Here is a 2495-nt window from a genome sequence, read left to right on the forward strand (position 1 = left end):
ATTTTGAAAGTATTGCCATTTCGGGGCAGATGTGTTATCATATCAACAGCCCGAAAAAATTGAAAATTCTTTTTTCAGGAAAGGATGAGTTGATGGGTAATCTCAAAGCCGCAGCGATAGCTTGCGGAGTGGTTGCTTCAGTTCTGGGCGGTGGTGCAGGAGTTGCATATCTTACTTCCTCTACCATCAGAACAGCTGATATCGTCTCTGAAGAAAAAGTTGATGTCATGAACTATGACAAGGACGGAGCTTCAACATCTGCAACAGCAGATGAGACAGAAAGGGCAACCGCAAACAAAGGAACAACCACCAAGAAATCTAACATAGCTGATAATACATCAGCTGCAAGCAAAAATTCACGTTCTGCACAGGAAGGCACAACTTCTCAGTACAGTACAGCAGCTACAAATGCTGCAAAGATTTCAAGATCGGTGCCAGCACCGGCTCACGCGCCGGCTGCAATCACACAGGCTTCCACACAGCCGACAACAACAGTATCTATTATTGCTACTGCTGCCGATGTAATAAGGGAAGCTGCAACAGCTACCATAGCTGAAATTTCTTCGACAACAACACAGGCTGCTACAACGCAGGAAACTACAACTACGGTAACTACTACAGTTACTTCTGCAACAACAGAAACAACTACAACTGTTGCTGAGACAGTAACTGAGGCTCCTACGGAAACAACAGAGACATATGTTGAACCCGAGACAGAGCCGACATCTATCGATGTTGAATCAACTGATTTTGAACTGCCGATATCACAGGAAGAATACATACTTCTTTGTAATGCAGTAGGTCATGAGGCCGGCAGTAACTGGATCAGTGATTATAACAAAGCGAATGTAGTAGAAGTGATCATGAATAGAGTGAACTCTCCTGACTACCCGAACACAGTCTACGACGTGCTCACACAAGCCGGACAATTTTCGGGAGCATGGAGCTACGTTAATCTCGGTACGTTCTCTTCAAAGGTTACACAAAGCGTTAAAGACTCGGTAACACTTTATTTTTCGGAGCCTGAATCCTTTACTCAGGGTTATTTATATTTTACAGGCGTTAACGGACAGAATGTTTTCAGAACACACTATTGATTAACATCAAAGGACAGTCGGCATACAGCCGGCTGTTTTTGTTTTATCTGCGTTATGGTTGATATTGATTTGAAAATGTGATATAATCTTTTTATACTATCACTAAGGAGAAATTCATGGATATCAATATCAAACGCATCGCCGAGCTGGCAATGCTTGAAGTAAATGAAGATGAATCAGAGAAAATATCCGCCGAAATGACTGAAATGATAAATATGGTCTCCGATCTTCCAAAGCTTTGCAATGAGCAGTGTAATGCTATTGAAATGGAGCTGAGAGAAGATGAAGTAATTTCTTCCGAATACAGCCGTGAAGAGCTGCTTATGAACGCTCCCGAAACGTATAACGGATGTTTTTCGGTACCAAGGACGGTGAAGCACTGATGAGTCTTTGTGATAAAAACGTTGCCCAACTTCATGATATGCTTGTAAACAGACAGTGCAGTGCGAAGGAATTGCTTGAAGACGTTGTCAAAAGAGCTGAAAATGTGCAAAACAGACTGAACTGTTACATAACATATAATGAAAATTCTTTTCAGCAAGCCGAGGAAGCTGACAGGATGCTTGCAGCAGGGGAAGGAGTTACAATGCTAACTGGCATACCGATCGCCGTAAAGGACAATATTTCCACAAAAGGACTTCGGACGACCTGTGCTTCAAAAATGCTTGAAAGCTATATACCTCCTTATGATGCAACTGTCATAGAAAGGCTTAAAGCTGCGGGAGCTGTAATAACAGGCAAGACAAATATGGATGAATTTGCTATGGGTTCGGCCTCGGATACTGGAATATTCGGCAGGGTAGTCAATCCGGTAAAGGAAGGCTTTTCGGCAGGCGGATCATCAGGTGGTTCGGCAGCAGCTGTAGCAAGCGGCGCGGCGGTTATCGCACTCGGTTCCGATACAGGCGGTTCAGTACGTCAGCCTGCGTCATTCTGCGGAGTTGTAGGCTTTTGTCCCTCATACGGATCGGTTTCAAGATATGGGCTTATTGCTTTTGCTTCATCTCTTGACAGGATCGGTTCTTTCGGCAAAAATGTCAGGGATACTTATTTCCTTCACAATATAATAAACGGATACGACGACAAAGATGTGACAACAATCAGAAAAAATTTTTCATTTGAACTTAGTGATACACTTAAAGGTACAAAGATTGGTATTCCAAATGAGGTGTTTGACTCGTATATGTCGGAAGAGGTAGAAAGCTGTATCGGAAACGCTTTGCAAATTATGGAGAAAAGAGGCGCAAAGCTTGTTAAAGTCTCCATTCCTTCAGTAAGAGATGCCGTAAAGGCTTATTACATAATATCATCTGCGGAGGCTTCGTCCAATCTTGCAAGATATGACGGAGTACGCTACGGTCACAGAAGTGCAGATACTTCAGATCTCTCCGAGCTTTA

3 protein-coding genes are annotated in these 2495 nt (G+C 43.0%); all 3 read left to right on the forward strand.

Going from position 1 to position 2495, the window contains the following annotated elements:
* The first annotated feature begins 92 nt into the window (after window positions 1–92).
* Complete coding sequence (locus K5677_RS13270) at window positions 93–1097, forward strand: cell wall hydrolase (protein ID WP_296728897.1); 1005 nt, start codon at window positions 93–95, stop codon at window positions 1095–1097.
* 116 nt (window positions 1098–1213) lie between these two features.
* A complete protein-coding gene (gatC, locus tag K5677_RS13275) occupies window positions 1214–1480 on the forward strand; it encodes an Asp-tRNA(Asn)/Glu-tRNA(Gln) amidotransferase subunit GatC (protein ID WP_296728900.1) in 267 nt (88 codons plus the stop codon).
* Window positions 1480–2495, forward strand: a 1016-nt coding sequence (locus tag K5677_RS13280; RefSeq protein WP_296728902.1) for an amidase family protein, incomplete at its 3' end; no start/stop codon positions are given. The genes gatC and K5677_RS13280, both read left to right, overlap by 1 nt.

This window comes from Ruminococcus sp. (assembly GCF_024684275.1).

Bases quoted from the DNA above. Each gene is read 5' to 3' on its own strand.
- K5677_RS13270 (WP_296728897.1), top strand. From the start codon at position 93: ATGGGTAATCTCAAAGCCGCAGCGATAGCTTGCGGAGTGGTTGCTTCA.
- gatC (WP_296728900.1), top strand. From the start codon at position 1,214: ATGGATATCAATATCAAACGCATCGCCGAGCTGGCAATGCTTGAAGTA.